Consider the following 18,910-nt stretch of genomic DNA (forward strand, 5'->3'; position numbering starts at 1 on the left):
TGATCGGATCGGACGAAAAAGGGGAAAGCGCTTACCTGACGACCGGATTCCGCATCCGGGTTTCGCCGTCGACGGCTCGGGCGAGCAGGTCGTTCCAGAAGACGGCCTGTCCGGCCGCCCAATCCTGTTCGGCAGCCCAGGAGGTCAGGACGGGATCGGCCGCGTCGCGCACGGCCTGCCAGTTCGGTCCGGTCGCTGCCCGCGCGGCCGCCGCTACGGCGGCCCAGTTCGCAGCCTGCTCGCGCGCGGCTCGCTCGGCGTCCGCCCACGCGACGCGGGGCGCCGCAGTCTGCTCGCCGACCCGCTGCCACGCCCGCGCGGCAGCCTCCCGGAGCTGGGCGGCGGCTTCCCCCGCGGCGTCGAGTGCGGCCTGTTCCGCTGCCTGAGCCTCGAGCAGCAGCCGCCGGACGGTGGCCAGCCAGCGGGCCTCGTGTTCCGCGTCGCGCAGCCGATGTGCCTCCAGGTCCAGTTCCGCGCCGGTCGCCCAGCCGTAGGCGAAGAACTCGACGATGTCCGCGTCAGTGGCGCCGGGCCGGGTCGCCCACGCGGCCGCCGCGCGCACCTGCGCGCCCGGATCGTGCGTGGCCAGTGTGCGGACGTACTGGCGGTCCGCTTCGGCGAGGGCGGCCTGCTGACGGCCGTCCGCATCCCGGGCCAGCCGGTCGCGCTGCTCGGCGGCCGCGAACCCCTGTCTTACGAACAACTCGCGGTCCGAATCGGTGCCCAGCAGCGCCCGTTGCGCGGCGGCGTTGACCTCGGGTGCGTACGCCGCGGTGTAAGTGGCCAGGATCCGGCGGCAGAAATCCGCGTCGACGGCCGCGGTTTCCGCCGCCCGTTGCTCCGCCTCGGCCAGCCCGTGGTCGAGAAAATCGAAGACGGCACCGTCGCTCTCGTCGGCCCACGCCACCCACGCGTCGGCGCGGACGGCGGCCCGCGGATCCTTCCCGGCCAGCCGCCGGACGAGCTTCCGTGCCGTGGCCGCGGGATCGGCGGCGGCAGTGATCACCGGATAGTCCGAAGTGGACGCCGCAGCGCCGGGAATTTCGCAGAGTCCGGCAATTGTGGTGACCACCAGTGTACCGCTCAGCAGGACAGCCAGCCGCGACATCGTCGCCTCCCCCCATCGACGTCAACGTAACAGCACGGTGAAGTGGTGATCAATCGGCCGTTCGGACCCATGTGGGTTTTTTGTCGCAATCCGATGAAAGCGGAAAATATCCTTGTCCGTCCGCGGATTTTGTGGCTAGCCTCCGAAAAGGACGATTCCGAGGGGGAGTCACGATGGAACCCGCATTCAAAAGACGGACCGCGCTGCGGGGAGCGGCAGTACTCGCCGCGGGCGCGACAGTGCCGGTGGGAGCCGCGGCCGCGGGCGAGTTCACGGAGATCGCCTGGCGCGCCAGCGCGCCGGGGATCACCCCGCAGCCCTTCCGGACCAGGGTCGTGTCCGGAATCCCTGCGGTCGTCGGCTACGGGACGTCCGTGATGCTCGGTCCGGTCATCGTGCAGGCGATCAGCGACCGCAGCCTGCCGCTGCTCATGCGGAACGCGGGATACAGCTCGGTGACCGCGACCGTCACCGGCACGGTCCTGGTGACCGACGCTCGTGGCCTCTCCGGACGGGTGCCGGTCACGATCGTCTTTCCGCGCGTCACGATGCCGACAGTCGCCGTCGAGACCGTACTGACCGGTAACGCCACGCTGACCGGGTCACCCCAGCTCCCCGCGGTCCGCAATCCCGGAACCATGACGATCATGGCGGAGTCCGGTGCCAAGGGTGCCATCACAGTGTTCAAGGACAGCGGCGCCAGCAATTCCTACACCAGCGTGATCACTCTTGACAGGCCGTACCCGACTCCTCCGGTCGCGACGATCGAGGTGCGCTGACCGTGCGCATGGACACGCGAACGGTGGCGGCGCTCGACGCGGCGAAAGCCCGCCTGGCCGAGGGGTACCTCGCCGACCCGAACCTCGTCGGCGTGGCCAAGGGCTTCCGCACCAGCAACGGTGAACTGACCGGAGAGCCGGTCGTGATCGCCCTGGTCCGCAAGAAGCGCCGCGCCGCCCTTGTCTCCCGGAGCCGGCTGCTGCCGGCCACGATCGACGGGCACGGCGTGGACGTCGTCGAGACGGGGGAGTTCCGGTTCTCCGGTGCCACCAAGGCGGCCGCGCCGTCGCCGATCACGGACCGGTTCCGGCCCCCACTACAGGGTGGCAGCCTCGGCTCCCTCGCCGACGGGACCCTGGGCACCCTCGGCTGCCTGGTCCGCGACCGCACCGACGGCTCGATCTGCGTGCTCTCGGCCAACCACGTCCTGGCAAACTTCGGCGCCACCTCTCCGGGCGCGGCGATCGTGCAGCCCGCCCCTCTCGACGGCGGCGCTGACGCCGGGAACACCATCGCCCGGTTCAAACGGGCCATTCCCCTCGTCAAGGGTGTCGCGAACAGCGCCGACGCCGCCATCGCCCAGCTGGAGCCGGGCATCGGTGTCAGCTCGACGGTAGCCCGCAACCTGATGGCGCCGATTTCCGCCACACATCCGGTGATCGGGCTGGCTTTCCTCGCCAGCGCCCACGGCGGCACGTTCATGACCAAGATCGACACCGTGCTGGCGCAGCTGGACGTCGAACTGCTCACCCCGGATTCGACCGCGGCCGCGGTCGAGGGCCGCCGGATCGAAAAGGTCGGCCGCAGCTCCGGCTACACGTCGAGCGTCGTGCTGGACACGACCGCGACCGTTTTCGTCGACGGCTACCACTTCACCGACCTGATCTACGCGCAGCGGTTCTCACTCGTCGGCGACTCCGGGGCGGTCGTGTGCGAAGGCGGCAACGGCCGGACCTACACGCCGATGCCGTCGATCGCCTGCCGGATGCTCGGTGCGGCCCAGGCCCTGTACGACCTGCCGTTGGAGAACGACAACGCCTACGTCGACCAGGCCCGTGACGAGTTCTTCGGCCAGAGCATCGTCGGTAACCTGGTCGTCCGGCTCGTCTACCAGAATCTCGACGTCGCCGTGAACCGGCTCGAAGTGGCGACCGTCAGCCCGGAGGAAAAGGCCGAGGCACGGCGGTACTACGACAAGTACCGCGCGCTCGTCATCGGCCTGCTCGGCGATCCCGCCTCGACCGCGCAGCTGAGCCAGGAGAACGTGGACGACGTGCGGGCGGTCTTCGCCGGACTGTCGCCCGAACTGGTCACCCTGCCGGAAAAGCAGGCACTGTGGGTGATCTTCGACGACGTCATCGCGCCTTCGGTGGGCCGCACGCGCGCCCAGCTGCTCGACTACATGAACGACCTGGCGGTGTACCAGCGGGTGGTGGCGGCACTGCGGGAGATCCCCGGTCTCGAGGTCGAAGAGACCTACGGATTCTCCTCCCGGTGACTGCCGATGCGGTCCGGTACCACCTCGTCCGGCTCGTCGGCGGTCTGCCCGCGTCCCTGCGTGACACCGTCGGCGGGCTCGTCGACCGGCCGGGCAAGCTGCTGAGGTCACGGCTGCTTACCGCCTGCGCCGGGTTCGGACGACCCGACGCCGGGCGTGTGGCGCGGCTCGGCGCCGTCGTCGAACTGGTACACCTGGCCTCGCTGGTGCACGACGACGTGATCGACCGGGCGGCGACCCGGCGGGGCGGACCCGCCGCCCATCGGACCGCCGGGCCGGAGCTGGCCGTGCTGGCCGGGCTTGCCTGCTTGTCGGCGGCTGGGACCGAGGCCGCGGACCTCGGTGAGGGGGTCGCCACCGCGGTGAGCAGGACGGTGGCCGAGCTGGCCCACGGCGAGCTGCTCGACGTCGAGCGTGGCTTCGACACCGGCCTGTCCTTGCCGGACTACGTGGATCTCGTCCGGCACAAGACCGGCGTGCTGTTCCGGCTGTGCTGCCTGCTCGGCGCCGTGGAGGCCGGAGCGGACAGTTCGGCGGTCGCCGCACTCGCCGAGTTCGGCGTGGAGTGGGGAATCGCCTTCCAGGTCCTCGACGACTGCCTCGACCTCGAAGCCGCAGGCGACGACAAGCCGGCGGGCACCGACCACCTGCTCGGCCTGTTCGGCGCACCGACGCTCGCCGCCTTGCGCGCGGACTCCACCGGAGAACTGCGCCGGCTCCTGCTCGCGCCGTCGTTCTCGGGTGGTGACCTTCCGCGGGTGCGTGAGCTGGTCGCCGCGCACGGGGGCCTGCGGGCCGCGCGTACCCTCGCCAGTGTCCACTTCGGGCATGCGATGGCCGCGCTGGCCCGCACTGCGGATGGGGAAGCGCGCCGCACTCTCGCCCGCATGCTCGAAGCGAGCCGGTCTTGAGTCACGCCGTCGTCGTCGGAGGCGGGCCTGCCGGTGCAGTGGCCGCCGCCGTGCTGGCCCGCGGCGGGATGCCCGTCGTGCTGGCCGGGCGTGAGGAGCGCGGACCCCGGTACGATGTGCTGCTCAGCGGCCCGGCGCGGGAAATCCTGCGCTCGATCGGCGTCGCCGTCGACGACTGGCCGGTCCGCCCGGTGACGATCGCCTTCGACGCCACCACTTCGCACGCCGTTCCCGACGCCGGATACGCCGTTGTGGACAGTTCCGTCCTCCGGGAAACCCTGCGGGAACACGCCATCCGGTGTGGTGCGGACTACCGGTCCACGGCGCCGGGCGCCCCGCACGTGGTGCTGGCGGGCGGTGCGGGGCACCTCGGTGAACCACAGCCGGACGGCATCGGGGTGAGTTGTGCGCGGAGGTTCACCGGACCCGTCGCCGGGGACCGGGTCGTGCTCAGGCTGCTCGCCCCGCCCGCGGACGACCCGCGAGGGCAGCCCCGCTGTGCCTGGCTCGCTCCGGTGCCGGGCGGGTGCACGATCGGCGCGTCCGCCTTGGGTGCCGTGGCCGCCGAAGAACTGATGGCCGCGGCGGTCGAAGCCCTGGCCGAACTGGACCCCCGGGTGCGGGACTGCGTCCCGGACGGCCTGGTGGCTTCCGGGCCACTGTCCTGCGGTTTCAGTCCCGGTTCGGCGGCCGGTCCAGGCGGGCTGCGGGCTGGGGACGCCGCGGGCCTGGTCAACCCGTTCACCGGTGAGGGACTGAGCGCCGCCGTCCAATCCGGACGGCTCGCCGCGCGGGCCATCCTTTCCGCACGGGACGATCCGGCCGCCGCGCGCCGGGAATACGAGCGGCTACTGGAATCGGCGTTCGTCGGCTACTTCGAAACCGCCCGGCACGCGGCCCGCCGGTACCACCTCGCCTGGCGCGTGCTCGCCGCCGGCGCGGGCAGCGAGCACCCCTTCTACGTGAAGGGACGTCGGGCCGTGATGCTCCCCGAAGGCGTGTCAGCCCTCGCTGGGGCCGAACCCCTGGAGCTGCCGCCCGCCACCCGGGTCCGGCTGCTGCCGTTCCTCGCCGCCTGCGACGAGGTCTGCCTGTCGCTCGTCCGGAGCGACTGGCCGTTCCTGGCCAGGATGTTCACCGCCGACCGGGAAGAGAAGCTGCTGCTGCGGCCCGCGATCGGCTTCTTCGCTGCCCTCGTGGGCGGCGAGGACGCCCCGGCGCGCGGGGACGCGTCTGTCGCCGCCGCCATCGAACTGGCCACTTTCGGCACACTGGCCTTCCTCGGTCCCGCGGTCACACCGCAGGAGGTCCGGGGCGTGGACTGGGAGTCCGCGACGACCGTGCTGGCCGGCGACTACCTGCTGGGCCAGGCATCGCGGCTGATCGCGGAGGCGGCGCCAGAACTCGCCTGGTCCTTTTCGGACTGGCTGGGTGAGCTGACCTCGCTGCGGGCCGCCGTCGTGACGACGGGGGTGGGCGCGGAAGCGGTCTTTGCCTCGCTGTTCGAGTTCCCGCTGCGCATCGGTGCGGCCCTCGGCGGCGCGGACGCCGAGGCGTTCCGGGCCTGTGGCGCGACGCTGGGCAGGCTGTTCCTCCGCGTCGAAGACGTGTTGGCCCTGCGAGGCGACCGGACACGGCTCGACACCACGCTCACCGACCTGTTCGACGGGCGGATCTCGGCACTTCCCGAGTTGCTCGCCACGCCGGGTCTGGAGGTCGGCTCGCTTCCACCGCACGCTCTTCGCGTCGCCGTGGAGGCCGCGCAAGACACCTCAGGGGAGTTCGAGCAGGAGTGCGGTCGACTCCCGGATCCGTTCGCACGCAGCTTGTTGAGCGCCGTGGGGGCTTGGGTAGCCGCTCCGGTGAAGTGATCGCTCAGCGGCCCTTGCGGAAGACCTCCGCGGGGATCGGCGCGACCGGTGGGCAGGCGCGGTGGTCGGCTTCCTGGCAGAGCGGGATGATCGTGAGCCGTGCCGTGGCCTGGTTGCCCGGGCCCGAGTTCTGGCCGGTGAACAGGGAACTCAGCTTTTCCGCGGCGCCACAGTTCTTGAACGGGGGCAGTGTGAAGCCACGGAACTTCGGGTCAGGGTTCGCCGGGTCGGTGGTGATCAGGCCGCCGGCGAACGGGTCGTACTCGCCGATCATGTCGATCGGTATCGGCGTCTCGGACACACAGTCCGGGCCGGCGTCCAGCGGAACGCCGTTGACCTTGACGTCGCTCAGCCGGGAGACGACGTCGAGGTGGTTGCGCAAGGTTCCTTCGAACAGCGTTCCGAACGAGCGGATCATGGTCGTGTGCCGGTAGTCCACCGGGAGGAACTCGACGGTCGCGCTGATCGGCAGGAATCCGTAGCCCAGATAAGACACCGTCACCGGCGCGAACGCCACCTCGCCGGTGACCTCGCTCCTGATGGGGAAACCGTCCGGGGTCACGATCCGGAACCAGACGCCGTTGACCAGCGCGGCGGGCTTACTGCGGATCACGGCGCCGGTCTTGGCGATCGTGGTCTTGTTGTCGACCTGGTTCGGCTGCAACGGCAAGACCTGCGTGGTGGTCTCGTCCGGTGGCGGTTCTTCGGCCAGCAGGGAGTGCTTCTGCGGGCCGGTGGGCCGCGGAGCGGGGGTGGTCTTCTCGCCCGGGACCGGCGTGCCCGCCGGTGCCTTGGCGGCCGCGAGCACCGGGATCGAACCGAAGGAAAGATCCTGGCCGTTGCCTGCCGTGCAGGTCACTTGCTCGGCAGGCTGGTCCCTCGGCGCCCCCGTGGGGCCGAGCGCGAGTTTCGGTGCCGTCACCCGCATCCGCAGCACTCCGGCCTTGGACGGCGAAAACGCGGCAAGCCTTCCGGTGGCCACCAGCGGGAGATCGCCTTCGGCGGGCAAGCCGGTGGCCGCGATGGTCATCGGGACGGCGAGGGTGTCCTTGACCTTCCCCTGCTCGAGCAGCAGCTGGAAGGTCAGCCCGCCTTCGAGCGTGGTGCCGGTGCCGAGCAGCTGCTGAGCGGCGGCACGCGGCAGGGAGAACGTCACGGCCAGGCCGTCGATGGTCGACGGCTGACCCACGGTCATCGAGGTGGGCAGGGAGGCGGTCGTCTTCACGGCGAGTTCCAGCGGGCCGACGGGATCGGCGAACGGGCACGTTGTGACCAGGGTCTTGGACGTTTCGTGCCGTCCGGGCGCCGCGTCGCCCGGTTCGCCCGGCGCGGCCGAACCGGTACCGGTGAACGCGCCGGTGGTGACCGACACCGCGCACGCCAGCGCGATCGCGCCGCGGGTCGCCGTCCGGCGGGTCAGCCGTGTGGCCATGCCGTGCTCCTGTCCGTGCCGCTGGGGAACGAACCGTAGGGATGGCCGGGGCCCCGGCCATCCCTACGGCAGTGCTTCACCCGGTGATCAGGGGGTGATGACGAAGTCGGGCGAGAACGCCTTGTTCTGCGCCGGGCTGGTGGTCTTCAGGGTGCAGCTCATGTTCCAGTTCGCCCAGGTGTTGTTGGACGCCTTGTGGAACTGCAGCGCGGCGGTGATCGGCGAGCCGAGCGACAGCGTGTCCGAACCGGCGGTCGCCGGGGCGGTGTAGGTCGGCACCGTCGAGCCGCTGTCCTGGCTGATGTTCACCGTGATCGGGCCACCGGCCGGGTAGATCGTCTCCGGGATGTTCAGGTTGGTCGCCGGGCCGGACACCGATCCGCGCGCCGCGGTGACCGGGACGGTCGCCTTGCCGCGGATGCCGTCGTAGCCGACGGCGGTCAGCAGCGAGTGGACCGCGGCGGAGATCGTCGCGGTGCCGCCGACGTTGGTCGGGGTGGCGGTGCCGTTGACCGGGATGGAGTCCGGGCCGGTCAGGAAGGCGGTGATCGCCACGTCCTGCTGCGGGATGCCGGGGAACGTGCAGCGGTGGATGGCCGCGGCGTTGTAGGTCGTGTCGGCCGCCGCGACGCCCGCGGTCAGCATGCCCAGCGTGCTGACGATGGCGGCGGTGGTGACGGCCTTGAGGGACAGGTTCCTGAGTCGGGTCATGACTGTCAATCTCCTTCGATCATCCAGTAGACGGCTCGGTGGGCGCTGCCCACGCGCCCCGCGGACCTGCCGGTGCCGCGAATTCCCCCGGTATTTCGGTGGTCCAGCCCTGACCCTCGCGAGGTGGCTGTGGGAAATGAGGTTACTCGCCAGTCGGTTGCGCAACAAGCGTGTGACGTACCGGCTTGTCCCGTGGTCCTTCCGGCTGCGGTTTTTGTCAACGCCGGAGTATTCGCGGCCGCCCCTTGGTTGTCGCTTGACAAAGAACTCGGCCACTGTCGTCGTGCCATTGTCCGGGTTAGTATCTGGATGCGCGTACACCGTTACCGCAGGAATCGATTCAGCGAAAGAAGATACCCGTGGCCGAAGTCTTCCGTTTCCGGAGCGCCCCCCGCCGGGCCGCCGTGCTGGCGGCCGTGGCGGTGGCCGCCGTCCCGCTCGTACCGGCCGCGTCCGCCTCGCCCCAGGACGCCGGCGGTGTCGTGGAATGGGGTTTCTCGAACTACATCCTGGGGCCGCCGCCGGAGGCTTCCGACGGGGTGACCGCGGTGTCCATGGGCGGCATGGACGCGATGGGCCTCAAGGACGGCCGGGTCCTGGTGTGGGGTGACAACAACTTCGGCCAGACGGAGGTACCGGAGGCGGCGGCGTCGGGCGTCAGCGCGATCTCCGCCGGCTGGGCACATGAGCTGGCGCTCAAGAACGGCGGCGTCCTGGCCTGGGGGAACAACTGGTACGGCCAGACCGACGTCCCTGCCGACGCGAAGTCGGGCGTCGTCGCCATTTCCACGAGCGCCATGCACAACCTCGCGCTCAAGGCGGGTGGCCGCGTGATCGGCTGGGGGCTGCGGTCGGACGTGCCGGCGGCCGCCACGTCCGGCGTCACCGCCGTTTCCGCCGGCGGTGACCACAGCCTGGCGATCAAGGACGGCGGAGTGCTCGCCTGGGGTTCCGACGACCACGGCCAGATCGACGTCCCTGCCGACGCGAAGTCCGGGGTCACCGCGATCTCGGCAGGTCACCAGCACAGCCTCGCTCTCAAGGACGGCCGCGTGATCGCCTGGGGCCGCAACGACAGCCACCAGGCGGAGGTTCCCGAAGCCGCGCTGTCGGACGTCGTCGCGATCGAGGCAGGCTGGACGTTCAACTTCGCGCTCAAGAGCAATGGCGACTACGTCACCTGGGGTTCCAACGACGTGTCCGAAAGCGATCCGGCCGGCTGGGGTCTCTGCGGGCCGTTCCTGGCCGTCTCGGCAGGCGACCGGTTCACGGTCACGCTCAAGGCTGATCCCAACGCATCCTGCTGACACAGCGAAAAGTGGGGCTTCCCAGCCGGGAAGCCCCACTTTCCGTACCCTGCTCAGCCGTCGGTCTTGGCTGCCAGGTCCAGTGAGATCGTGTTGCCCGGCCCGGAGACCAGGGCGCCCAGCGCCAGGTCGGCGATGAAGCAGTTCTTGAACTCCGGGATGGTGTACGTGCCGGTCACCGTGATCTTCGGGCCGAAGATGTCGACGTCCTTGGCGCTCAGGTCCAGGTCGAGCGGCTTGCTCGCCTTGCAGCTGCCCGGCACCGTCGGCAGCGGGATCACCGGGACCAGCAGGCCCGCCCAGATGTCGTAGATCTCCATGTTCGCCTGGGCGTGCGTGGTCAGCGTGCCGTCGGCGAGGGTGCCCGTTGCCGGGCCGGTCGGGGTGATCTTGACCTTGGCCTTGATCTTGAAGATGCCCGATGCCAGCGAGATGTTCGCCTGGGACGGCGGCAGCGTCAGGTTGGCGCGCAGGCCCACCGAACCGGTCTGGTCGTCGATGATCAGGGCGCCGTCGAGGGTGCCGGGGCCGAGGTTCATCGTGCTGCCGGTCTTCTTCACCACCGTGCTGCCGGTGACCGTGTAGCCCACCGGGATCTCGACCACGTCGGCCGACGCGGGCACCGCGGCGGCCAGGCTCATGGCGACCCCCGCCGCGGCGACCACCGCGGCCGCTCTGGTCGTTTTCCGGCCATTGTTACGAGTGCGCGACAAAACAGGCATGCCAACTCTCCTTCGAATTGTGCAGCGGTGCGGAAACCGGGTCAGCGGGGTGTCAGACCGGTGATTTTCCAGGTATTGCCCTCGCGTTCCGCCGTCACCGAAAGCTGCGCGGCAGCGGAACTGCTCGAATTGGTGTCCGCGCGGGTGGCGAACTGGTCGAGGAACACCAGCAGCCTGGCGTGGCCGTCGCGGATTTCCTGCACCGCGGACGACGTCACCCGCGTGGTCAGCACCAGTTTCTGGGCCGGCGCTTTTTCCTTCACCTGGGCGAACAGCCGGTCGTAGGTGGTGCGGGCGTCACCGCGCAGGACGTCCTGGGCGGCCTGTCCGGTGACGTCGGTCTTGTCGTAGGAGTAGGAGAAGATCTTGTTCAGCGCCAGCGTCACCGCCGAGGTCACGTCGGCGGTGGCCCCGACGTCGGTGAGGGCGTGGTTGGCGGCGGCCGGGTCACCGGCCGCCGACCGCGCCGCCAGCGTGCCCACCACTCCCGCCGCCGCCAGCAGCACCGAGACGGCGACCAGTACGGGCAGCAGCAACCGGCGCCGCCGCGGGGTCTTGGCGGCATCGGCAGTGTCGGCGGTGCCGGGTTCCGACGAGGACTCGGTCAAGGCGTCGGAGTCCGATGCCGCCTCCGCGGGAACGAGTGCGTCGGCGGTACTCATCGCGCCCCCACTGGCAGTTCGTCGAGCGCGCTGAGCTTCCAGCCGCGATCCGTCCGCTGCAGCCCCGCGGCGAACCGGTTGCGCTTGGTCGAGGGCGCGACCCCCGCCTTCTGCGCCGTGATCTCCACCGACGCCAGCAGCTTCGCCGTCCCCGCGTGCTCGTCCAGCTCGCTCAGGCCCGCGTCCAGCACCTTGCCCGTGGACACCGTCGCGTCCTGGGTGAGGGTCTTCTTCGTGGCCTCGTCGGTGCGGGCCAGCCGGTCGTGCAGCGGGCCGGTCGACGCGTCGAGCCACTGCCCGAGACCCTCGTCGAGCCGGTGGTAGTCCAGGGTGCACAGCCGCGCGACCAGCTCGCGGCCCGCGGCGAGCGCTTCGTCGCGCGCCGTGCCGTAGGTCAGCTCCTCGCTGTGCGCGGTGCGGTACCAGGAGTACCCCGACCAGCCCGCGAACGCGGCGGTGACGACGACCGCGAGCACGGCGGCCCGCAGCGGCCACTTCACTTTCCCAGCCACAGCATCTCCTCCAGGGTCGGGGACACCGTCAGGCCGGGCGACGCGGGCGGGGTGCCCGAACCGGGCACCACCGGCGGCGGCACCGGCGGGTGCGGCACGTTCTGCGAGCCCCGCACCGACGTCGGGTCGCCCTTCGGCAGCGTGCACGACACCCCCGTGTTGAACGGCAGCGGCGAGACGTCCGTGCTGGGCCGGTACTGCGTGCTCGCGTACCCGGCACGGCACGGGACGGGGTCGTAGAACGTCAGCGCCATGGCCAGGTTTCCGTCGCCGCCGGCGAAGGCCGTCGACGTCGCCGCGACCGCCTTCGGCGTCGCGACCAGCAGTTCCTCCAGGTCGCCGGTGCGGGCCTGGGCCACCTGCGCGGTGGTGAGCAGGTTCGCCAGCAGGATCGGCAGCCCGGGGTCGGTCTCCCTGAGCAGGGTGCCCAGCTCGGACGCGGCGGGCGGCGCGGTCGCGATCAGCCGCCGCAGGTCACCGTCCGCACTGGACAGTTGCGCGGCGAACAGCTTGGCGTTGCCCGCGAACGCGCGCCACTCGGCCGAGGAGTCCAGCTGGGTGCGCAGCACGGTCGAGCCGTCGTCGATCAGTTTCGTCGTCTGCGGCAGGTTCACCGACGCGTCGCGGGTGAACGACGTCGTGGTGTCCAGCAGCACCTGCAGGTCCGGGCCGGTGCCGCGCAGGGCGTTGTCCAGCTCGTCGACGACGGTGCGCAGGTCGGTGGTCGGCACCGACGCGGTCAGCGCGTCGAGGTTGCCGAGCAGCCGCTGCACCGGCATCGGCAGCGTCGTCTTCTCGCGCGGGATGACCGAGCCGGCGGCCAGGAACGGCCCGTCGGAGGTGCGAGGCTGCAGGTCGACGTACTGCTCGCCGACCGCGGACCGGTTGGCCACCACGGCCTGCGCGTTCGCCGGGATCGGCGGGGCCGCGTCGTCGATGACGAGGTCCGCCTCCATCCCGGTCGGCGTCAGCCGCAGTTCCCCGATCCGCCCGACGGCGACGCCGCGGTAGGTCACCTCGCCGTTGGTGAAGATGCCGCCGCCTTCGGCCAGCTCCAGCTTGACGGTGTACCCGCCGTCGCCGAAGAGCCGTCCGATCCCGGCGTAGCTGGCGCCGACGAACGCGACCGTGACAAGCGAGATCACCACGAACGCGATGACCTGCACGCGGACTCTGGTGGTGAGCATCAGCGCCCTCCCGGCGTCGTGGCCTCGCCGGTGGCCGGGAGCGGCAGGGGCGGCAGGGTCGGCACGCCGGGCGGGACGCCTTCGCCGTAGTTCGGCAGCGGCACGCCCGGGGCCGGAATGACCGACAGGTAGACGTTGAGGTAGTCGCCCTTGATCGCCGGGAGCACCGCGTCGGTGTAGGGGAAGGACGGCAGGATCTCCAGCGCGTTCGGCAGCGACGCACCGGCGTCGGCCAGCCGCTGCAGGATCGGCGCCAGCGCGTACAGGTCGGCGACCAGGTCGTCCTTGCTCTTGTGGACGACCTCGGTGGCGACGCCGGAGAGGTCGTCGAGCGACTGCAGCATCGCCACCAGCTGGCTGCGCTGGTCGGTCAGCGTGCGCAGGCCCGGGGTCAGGTCGGTGAGCGCCCCGGACACCTGCTTGTCACGGTCGGCGAGCGTGGCCGCCAGCCGGTTGACGCCCTCCAGCGCCGCGGTGATGTCCTGGCGGTGAGCGTCGAGGTCGGTGGCGAGGGTCTGCACGCCGGAGAGGAACGAGCGGATCTGGGCCTCGTTGCCGGTCATCACCTTGCTCAGTTCCTGGTTGATCGTCTGCAGCTGCCCGATGCCGCCGCCGTTGAGCAGCAGCGAAAGCGCGCCGAAGACCTCCTCGACCTCCGGGTTGCGGTTGGTGCGGGACACCGGGATCACGGCGTTGTCGGCCAGCCGCGCCGTCTGCTTGGCCTGTCCTTCCGGCGCGGCGAGTTCGACGAACTTCTCGCCCAGCAGGCTGGACTGCCGCAGCCGCGCGACGGCGTCGGCGGGGAGCACGACGTCGCCGTTGACCTCGACGACGGCTTCGGCGGTCCAGCCGTCCGCGCCGAGGCGGATGGCCTGGACCCGCCCGACCGGGACGTCGCCGACCTTGACCGCGGCCTGCGGCACGAGGTCGAGGACGTCGGCGAACTGCACGGTGACGTGGTACGGGTGGTCGCCGACGTCCGCGCCGCCAGGCAGCGGCAGGTCGTAGACGCCCTTGAACTCGCCCGAGCAGGCGGTCAGCACGAGGCAGCAGCCTGCGGCCAGGGCGGTGACGCGTCGCAGTGGTTTCATTTGCCGCCTGCCTCGTTCGTGTAGACGTCCCCGGTCACCGGCAGCGGCAGGTAGTCGATCAGGTCGGTGCGGGTCTGCAGTGCCCCGGTCGCGGGGTCGACCGTCTGGATGAGGTTGGTCGCCGCCAGCGGCGCGGTTTCGAGGTACTCGGCCAGGGACGCACGCTGGTCGACGAGCGTCTGCGTGGTGACCGCCAGCTTGTCCACATTGGACTTGATGAGCGCGCGGTTGTCCTTGAGGAACCCCTGGATGTCGCCGAGCGCGGCGCCGAGCGAGCGCAGCGCCGAGGCCAGCTCGTCGCGGTTGGCCGCCAGGGTGCCGGACACCGACGCGAGCTGCCGGTTGACCTCGTTCACCTGGCCGTCGTTGGCGGCCAGCATGCTGGTGAACCGCTGCAGTTCCCGGACGGTGGCGAACAGGTCGCCGGAGTTGCCCGACAGGGTCCTGGCCAGTTCCGCGAGCTGCCGCACGGTGTCGTTGAACGCGGTTCCGTTGCCCCGCAGGTTGTTCGCGCCGGTGGTGAGCAGGTCCGACAGGGCACCGTTCTTGTTCGCCCCGTCCGGGCCCAGCGCCTTCGTGATCGAGTCCAGGCTGGCGTACAGCTCGTCCAGCTCGACCGGGGTCGCGGTCCGGTCGACGCCGATGGTCGCGTGGTTCGCCAGCCGTGGCCCGCCGCGCGCCGGCTTCGAGAACTGGACGTACCGGTCGGCGACGACGCTGGGGGCGATGACGACGACGTCGGTGTCGGCGGCGATCGGCGCGGAGCCGTCGTAGGTCAGCGTCACCTCGACCTGCTCGCCGCGCGGGACCACCGATTCGACCTGGCCGATCCGGACGCCGAGCAGCCGGACGTCGGAGCCGCTGTAGACGCCGACCGCGCGGGAGAACAGCACGGTGGCGCGGTCGAGGCCGGTCCCGGAGAACAGCCACCACAGCGCGGCGACGACGGCGAGCGCCGTGACGACCGCCGCGGCGAGGAACCGGTAGGTGCGGGTGGCGTTCACTTCGGGGCTCCCGTCCGCTTCGGCGGCACACACGGGTCACGGTTCTCCGGCAGCAGGCCGCACAGGTAGGAGTCGAGCCAGCGGCCGTTGCCGATCGCGTTGTTGGCCAGGCGGAAGTACGGCCCGGCGGCGGCCAGGCTCTTCGCCAGGTTGTCGTTCTGCCGGGTCAGCAGGTCGGTCACGGTGTTCAGCTGGCTCAAGGCAGGCTTGAGCGCGCTCGCGTTGTCCGCGACCAGCCCGGACAGCTGCCCGGCCAGCGCCTGCGCGCCGGTCAGCAGGTCGTGGATGGCCTGGCGGCGCCGGTCCAGCTCGCCCAGCAGCAGGTTGCCGTCGGAGAGCAGCTGCTCGAAGTCCTGGTTGGAGTTCGCCAGCGTCGTGGTGAGCTGCTTGGCGTTGGCCAGCAGGCCGGCGAGCTGCTCGTCGCGGGAGGACACCGTCTTCGACAGCGCGGACAGCCCGTCGAGCGCGGTCCGCACGTGGGCCGGGGCGTTGCGGAAGGTGTCGCTGATCGCGGTGAAGCTGTCGGCCAGCTGTTTCGTGTCGATCGAGCCCGCGGTGGTCGCAAGGCCGTTGAACGCCTCGGTGACGTCGTACGGGGTCACCGTCCGGGCACGCGGGATCGCCTGGTCCGGGTCCTGCACGCCGTCGCCGGTCGGCCGCAGCGCGAGGAACTTGCGGCCCAGCAGCGTCTTGATCCGGATCTCCGCCGACGTGCGGTCGCCGACCCAGGCGTTCTTGACGCGGAAGGTGACGAGCACGTGGTCGTCGGCCAGCTCGACGTCGCGGACCTCGCCGACCTTGATGCCCGCGACGCGGACCTCGTCGTCGGGCTGCAGCCCGGCCGCTTCGGAGAACTCCGCGCGGTAGGTGGTGCCGCCGCCGACGATCGGCAGGTTGTCGTAGTTGAACGTCACGGTCAGCAGCGCGGCGAGGACGACGCTGCCCGCGACGCCGAGCGCGAGCGGATTGCGTTCCTTGAAGGACTTCACGAGCCGCACCTCTTGGCCGTCACCGGGGTCCCGCGCGGGGGCAGGGTCTGCAGGGTGGCGCTGCAGACGTAGAAGTTCATCCACGACCCGTAGGAGCTGATCCGGCCGAGGCCGTTGAGCTTCTCCGGCAGGTTGGTCAGCGTCTGTTCCAGGTCGCGGACGGTGTCCGGGCCGGACAGGTTCTTCGTGACGGCGTCGAGCCCGCTGATGCTGTCCTTCAGCGGCGGCCGCGCGTCGCCGAGCAGGCCCGCGGTGGCGGTGGACAGCTCGCCGATGCCGCCGATCGCGTCGCCGATCGCCTCGCGGTCGGCGGCGAGGCCGGAAACCAGCTCCCGCAGCGTCGAAATCAGCGTGGTCAGTGCGGTTCCCTTGCTGTTCACCGTGCCGAGCACGTGGTTGAGGTTGGTGATGACCTCGCCGATCAGGTGGTCGCGGCTCGCCAGCGTCGAGGTCAGCGAGCCGGTGTGCGCGAGCAGCTCCTCGACGGTGCCGCCCTCGCCCTGCAGCACCTGCACGATCTCGCCGGAGAGCTGGTTGACGTCGGTGGGCGACAACGCCTGGAACAGCGGCTTGAAGCCGTTGAACAGGTCGGTCAGGTCCAGGGCGGGCGTGGTGCGCTCCAGCGGGATCTCGCCGCCTGCCGGGAGGGTGCCCCGGTTCCCGGCACCGCGTTCCAGCGCGACGTACCGCTGCCCGACCATGTTGCGGTACTTGATGACCGCGCGGACGTCGGCGGGCAGCTGCCGTCCGGCCTCCAGGGAGAACCGCACGTGCGCCAGGCTGTGCCCGGCGATCTCCAGCTCCTCGACCTGCCCGACGCGGACCCCGGAGATCCGCACGTCGTCGCCGACGTTCAGCGACGTCGCATCGGTGAAGGTCGCACCGTAGAGGTCGGTCCGGCCGATGCCGGTGTTGGCGATGGACACCGCCAGCAGCACGGTGGCGGCCGCGGTGACGAGGACGAAGATCAGGCTCTTGACCAGCGGGGCGGCGATGTTCCTCACTTCAGCGTCACCTCCGTGCCGCGGTAGAGCGGGCCGACCAGCACGCTGCTCCAGTCCGCGACTTCGCCGGCGGGCACGCCCAGCTGGGGCGCGAGCACCGTGGCGAGCAGTTCCCGTTCCTGCGGCGAGTTCGCGACGCCGAGGTCGTCGCGCGTGCCGGCAAGCAGCGGGTGCTGCGGCTCGCCGGGAGCGGCCGCGGCGGTGCCGGTCGTCGGGGTGACGCCGCTGGGGTAACAGCGCGGGCCACCGTCGGCCCGGTACACCGGATCGTCCTTGCCGGGCACGTACTTGCCGCGGGACTGGGTGACCGTCACCTTGGCGTGCATGCCCGGCTGGCTGGTGCCCTTGCCGAGTGCTTCGTCGACCGGCTTGCGCAGCGCGTCCATCGCCTTGAGGGTGCAGGGGAAGCTGGGGGAGTACCGCGCCGCAACCTCGAGTGCTTCGCGGCTTTCGGCGGACAGGCCGATGATGTTGTCCTTGTTGCGGTCGAGGAACTGCCGGACTTCGCCCGAAGACGCGCGGACCTGCTGGTAGACCGTCGCGAGGTTCGGGGCCTTGTCGTGCAGCGTGGTCAGCGTGACGGCCGAGTCGGTGAGCGCGTCGAGCAGGTCGGGCGCGATGTCGCCGTACAGCCGGGAAACCGCCGCGAGGTCCTGGACGTCCTTGGTGAACTCCGGCAGCTGGGGATTGAAGCCGGTCAGGTAGTCCGAGGCGGTCGACAGGGTCTGGCCGATCTGCTCGCCGCGGCCCTGCAGTGCCGTCGACACCGCGGTCAGCGTCGTCGCCAGCTTCTGCGGCTGGACGGCCTGCAGCACCGGCAGGAGGTTGTCGAAGACCCGTTCCAGCTCGACCGCGTTCGCCGACCGGTCCTGCTCGATGACGTCGCCCGCGGTCAGGTGCGGCGCCCCGGCACCGTCCGGAATGGACAGCTGGACGTACCGCTCGCCGAACAGCGTCTTCGGGACCAGCAGCGCGGAGACGTTGCGCGGCAGCATGTCTGCTTTGGCCGGTTCCAGGGCAAGCGCTATCTCGGCGCCCTGCGGTGTCGCGCGGACGGCGCGGATCTCGCCGACGAGCACGCCGCGGGCCTTGACCTGGCCGCCGGGCTGCAGCTGGTTGCCGATCCGGCTCGCCTTGAGCGTCACCGGGACCGTGCTGACGAAGTCCTTGTCGTACACCTTGATCGAGAGCGTCACGAGCACGCCCATGACCACCAGGAACAGCACGCCCGCGGCGCGGATCCCGGCCTTGCGGCGGGTTTCGCGTCTCATCCGGCCACCTGCACGGTCGTCGTCGCACCCCAGATCGCCAGGGACAGGAAGAAGTCGAGCACGCTGATCGCGACGATCGCGGTGCGCACCGCGCGGCCCACCGCGACGCCGACCCCGGCCGGGCCGCCGCTCGCGCGGAAGCCGTAGTAGCAGTGGGCCAGGACCACCACGACGCTGAACACCAGGACCTTCCCGAACGACCACAGCACGTCGCCGGGCGGCAGGAACAGCAGGAAGTAGTGGTCGTAGGTGCCCGCGGACTGGCCGAAGAACCACACCGTGACCTGCCGCGAGGCGAGGTAGCTCGACAGCAGCCCGATCGCGTACAGCGGGATGACGGCCAGGAAACCGGCGATCACCCGCGTCGTCACCAGGTACGGGACGCTGGGGATGCCCATGACCTCCAGCGCGTCGATCTCCTCGGAGATGCGCATCGCGCCGAGCTGCGCGGTGAAGCCGCAGCCGACCGTGGCGCTCAGCGCGAGCCCGCTGACCAGGGGCGCGATCTCGCGGGTGTTGAAGTAGGCCGAGACGAACCCGGCGAACGCCGACGTCCCGACCTGGTTGAGCGCCGAGTAGCCCTGCAGGCCGACGACCGTGCCGGTGGCCACGGTCATCCCGATCATCACGCCGATCGTGCCGCCGATGACGGCCAGCGCCCCGCTGCCGAAGCTGACTTCGGCCAGCAGGCGCACGATTTCGCGCAGGTAGCGGTGGACCGCGCGGGGAGTCCACGCGATCGCGCGGAGGAAGAACAGGATCTGGTCGCCGAGGGTGTCGAGGAAGCCGAACCGGCGGTCGACGGCCTCGCGCACGCGGGCTGTTCTCGGGAGGTCCGCGGTGGTCACGA

Annotated in this window: 18 protein-coding genes; 5 read left to right on the forward strand and 13 right to left on the reverse strand. The window is 70.8% G+C overall.

Annotated elements, in window-relative coordinates; translation table 11 throughout:
• Positions 1–31 precede the first annotated feature (31 nt).
• Complete coding sequence (locus ABJI51_RS06020; RefSeq protein WP_348948093.1) at positions 32–1,108, reverse strand: hypothetical protein; 1,077 nt, start codon at positions 1,106–1,108, stop codon at positions 32–34.
• 173 nt (positions 1,109–1,281) lie between these two features.
• Here ABJI51_RS06020 and ABJI51_RS06025 point away from each other — a divergent pair, with 173 nt between their 5' ends.
• Genes ABJI51_RS06025 through ABJI51_RS06040 form a run of 4 tightly spaced genes read left to right on the forward strand, consistent with a single transcriptional unit; the run spans position 1,282 to position 6,168 of the window.
• On the forward strand, positions 1,282–1,887 hold the full coding sequence (locus ABJI51_RS06025; protein ID WP_348948095.1) for a hypothetical protein: 606 nt from the start codon (positions 1,282–1,284) through the stop codon (positions 1,885–1,887).
• Positions 1,888–1,895: 8 nt separating this feature from the next.
• Positions 1,896–3,386, forward strand: coding sequence for a chymotrypsin family serine protease (locus ABJI51_RS06030; RefSeq protein ID WP_348948096.1), 1,491 nt, complete (start codon positions 1,896–1,898; stop codon positions 3,384–3,386).
• Positions 3,383–4,297, forward strand: coding sequence for a polyprenyl synthetase family protein (locus ABJI51_RS06035; protein WP_348948098.1), 915 nt, complete (start codon positions 3,383–3,385; stop codon positions 4,295–4,297). The genes ABJI51_RS06030 and ABJI51_RS06035 overlap by 4 nt, the downstream gene beginning before the upstream one ends.
• The gene (locus ABJI51_RS06040; protein ID WP_348948099.1) at positions 4,294–6,168 is read left to right on the forward strand and encodes a hypothetical protein; all 1,875 of its coding nucleotides are present in this window, start codon (positions 4,294–4,296) and stop codon (positions 6,166–6,168) included. The genes ABJI51_RS06035 and ABJI51_RS06040 overlap by 4 nt, the downstream gene beginning before the upstream one ends.
• Positions 6,169–6,172: 4 nt before the next feature.
• Here ABJI51_RS06040 and ABJI51_RS06045 read toward each other — a convergent pair whose 3' ends face one another.
• Positions 6,173–7,600 (reverse strand): DUF6801 domain-containing protein, encoded by a 1,428-nt coding sequence (locus tag ABJI51_RS06045; protein ID WP_348948101.1) that lies wholly within the window; start codon positions 7,598–7,600, stop codon positions 6,173–6,175.
• 87 nt (positions 7,601–7,687) lie between these two features.
• Positions 7,688–8,311 carry a DUF6801 domain-containing protein gene (locus ABJI51_RS06050; protein WP_348948103.1) on the reverse strand — a complete coding sequence of 208 codons (624 nt, stop codon included), beginning with the start codon at positions 8,309–8,311 and terminating at the stop codon, positions 7,688–7,690.
• Positions 8,312–8,670: 359 nt separating this feature from the next.
• Here ABJI51_RS06050 and ABJI51_RS06055 point away from each other — a divergent pair, with 359 nt between their 5' ends.
• A complete protein-coding gene (locus tag ABJI51_RS06055) occupies positions 8,671–9,618 on the forward strand; it encodes an RCC1 domain-containing protein (RefSeq protein WP_348948105.1) in 948 nt (315 codons plus the stop codon).
• 53 nt (positions 9,619–9,671) lie between these two features.
• Here ABJI51_RS06055 and ABJI51_RS06060 read toward each other — a convergent pair whose 3' ends face one another.
• The 10 genes from ABJI51_RS06060 to ABJI51_RS06105 are packed head-to-tail and all read right to left on the reverse strand — an operon-like array spanning position 9,672 to position 18,908.
• On the reverse strand, positions 9,672–10,340 hold the full coding sequence (locus tag ABJI51_RS06060) for a hypothetical protein (RefSeq protein ID WP_431605577.1): 669 nt from the start codon (positions 10,338–10,340) through the stop codon (positions 9,672–9,674).
• Positions 10,341–10,381: 41 nt separating this feature from the next.
• Positions 10,382–11,002 carry a hypothetical protein gene (locus tag ABJI51_RS06065; RefSeq protein ID WP_348948107.1) on the reverse strand — a complete coding sequence of 207 codons (621 nt, stop codon included), beginning with the start codon at positions 11,000–11,002 and terminating at the stop codon, positions 10,382–10,384.
• Complete coding sequence (locus ABJI51_RS06070) at positions 10,999–11,514, reverse strand: hypothetical protein (RefSeq protein ID WP_431605578.1); 516 nt, start codon at positions 11,512–11,514, stop codon at positions 10,999–11,001. The genes ABJI51_RS06065 and ABJI51_RS06070 overlap by 4 nt, the downstream gene beginning before the upstream one ends.
• Positions 11,499–12,701 carry an MCE family protein gene (locus ABJI51_RS06075; RefSeq protein WP_348948109.1) on the reverse strand — a complete coding sequence of 401 codons (1,203 nt, stop codon included), beginning with the start codon at positions 12,699–12,701 and terminating at the stop codon, positions 11,499–11,501. The genes ABJI51_RS06070 and ABJI51_RS06075 overlap by 16 nt, the downstream gene beginning before the upstream one ends.
• A complete protein-coding gene (locus ABJI51_RS06080; protein ID WP_348948111.1) occupies positions 12,701–13,792 on the reverse strand; it encodes an MCE family protein in 1,092 nt (363 codons plus the stop codon). The genes ABJI51_RS06075 and ABJI51_RS06080 overlap by 1 nt, the downstream gene beginning before the upstream one ends.
• A complete protein-coding gene (locus ABJI51_RS06085) occupies positions 13,789–14,796 on the reverse strand; it encodes an MCE family protein (RefSeq protein WP_348948113.1) in 1,008 nt (335 codons plus the stop codon). Before ABJI51_RS06085 ends, ABJI51_RS06080 begins: the two co-directional genes overlap by 4 nt.
• Positions 14,793–15,785, reverse strand: coding sequence for an MCE family protein (locus ABJI51_RS06090; protein ID WP_348948115.1), 993 nt, complete (start codon positions 15,783–15,785; stop codon positions 14,793–14,795). Before ABJI51_RS06090 ends, ABJI51_RS06085 begins: the two co-directional genes overlap by 4 nt.
• Entirely contained in the window at positions 15,782–16,789 is a 1,008-nt protein-coding gene (locus ABJI51_RS06095) for an MCE family protein (protein WP_348948117.1), read from the reverse strand. Before ABJI51_RS06095 ends, ABJI51_RS06090 begins: the two co-directional genes overlap by 4 nt.
• On the reverse strand, positions 16,786–18,060 hold the full coding sequence (locus tag ABJI51_RS06100) for an MCE family protein (protein WP_348948119.1): 1,275 nt from the start codon (positions 18,058–18,060) through the stop codon (positions 16,786–16,788). The genes ABJI51_RS06095 and ABJI51_RS06100 overlap by 4 nt, the downstream gene beginning before the upstream one ends.
• Complete coding sequence (locus tag ABJI51_RS06105) at positions 18,057–18,908, reverse strand: MlaE family ABC transporter permease (protein WP_348948121.1); 852 nt, start codon at positions 18,906–18,908, stop codon at positions 18,057–18,059. Before ABJI51_RS06105 ends, ABJI51_RS06100 begins: the two co-directional genes overlap by 4 nt.
• Positions 18,909–18,910: the final 2 nt, after the last annotated feature.

The sequence above is a fragment of the Amycolatopsis melonis genome, from assembly GCF_040064235.1.
GTDB lineage: Bacteria > Actinomycetota > Actinomycetes > Mycobacteriales > Pseudonocardiaceae > Amycolatopsis > Amycolatopsis melonis.

Excerpts from the sequence above, each read along its gene's own strand:
- ABJI51_RS06100 (WP_348948119.1), bottom strand. The coding sequence starts at position 18,060 with ATGAGACGCGAAACCCGCCGCAAGGCCGGGATCCGCGCCGCGGGCGTG.
- ABJI51_RS06075 (WP_348948109.1), bottom strand. The coding sequence starts at position 12,701 with ATGCTCACCACCAGAGTCCGCGTGCAGGTCATCGCGTTCGTGGTGATC.
- ABJI51_RS06050 (WP_348948103.1), bottom strand. The coding sequence starts at position 8,311 with ATGACCCGACTCAGGAACCTGTCCCTCAAGGCCGTCACCACCGCCGCC.
- ABJI51_RS06045 (WP_348948101.1), bottom strand. The coding sequence starts at position 7,600 with ATGGCCACACGGCTGACCCGCCGGACGGCGACCCGCGGCGCGATCGCG.
- ABJI51_RS06025 (WP_348948095.1), top strand. The coding sequence starts at position 1,282 with ATGGAACCCGCATTCAAAAGACGGACCGCGCTGCGGGGAGCGGCAGTA.
- ABJI51_RS06080 (WP_348948111.1), bottom strand. The coding sequence starts at position 13,792 with ATGAAACCACTGCGACGCGTCACCGCCCTGGCCGCAGGCTGCTGCCTC.
- ABJI51_RS06060 (WP_431605577.1), bottom strand. The coding sequence starts at position 10,340 with ATGCCTGTTTTGTCGCGCACTCGTAACAATGGCCGGAAAACGACCAGA.
- ABJI51_RS06065 (WP_348948107.1), bottom strand. The coding sequence starts at position 11,002 with ATGAGTACCGCCGACGCACTCGTTCCCGCGGAGGCGGCATCGGACTCC.
- ABJI51_RS06020 (WP_348948093.1), bottom strand. The coding sequence starts at position 1,108 with ATGTCGCGGCTGGCTGTCCTGCTGAGCGGTACACTGGTGGTCACCACA.
- ABJI51_RS06030 (WP_348948096.1), top strand. The coding sequence starts at position 1,896 with ATGGACACGCGAACGGTGGCGGCGCTCGACGCGGCGAAAGCCCGCCTG.